Source organism: Klebsiella sp. K47 (genome assembly GCF_051858335.1).
GTDB lineage: Bacteria > Pseudomonadota > Gammaproteobacteria > Enterobacterales > Enterobacteriaceae > Klebsiella > Klebsiella pneumoniae.
Map to the genome: position 1 here is coordinate 1 of NZ_JBPYUI010000303.1, position 232 is coordinate 232.

Annotated in this window: 1 protein-coding gene; it reads right to left on the reverse strand. The window is 69.4% G+C overall.

The window, feature by feature from the left end; genetic code table 11:
- Positions 1–232, reverse strand: a 232-nt coding sequence (locus RRF55_RS28130) for a hypothetical protein (protein WP_439419318.1), incomplete at both ends; no start/stop codon positions are given.

Consider the following 232-nt stretch of genomic DNA (forward strand, 5'->3'; position numbering starts at 1 on the left):
GCGCCAGGCGACCGCGCCAGTTGCCGCGCTCCAGCTGCCCGTCGAAGGCCAGGCCGAGCTTGAGCAAGGCACCTTGCAGGTCCAGTTCCAGTTGCTGGCGGTGTTGGTCGCCGCGGGCATTGGCCTTGAACAGGCCGAGATCGGTTTCGCCGCTGCGCAGGCCGGAAGCGACCAGTGCCAGGGTGCCGTTCTGCCGGGCATCGAGGTTCGCCTGCAGGTCGAGGCCGGCGAT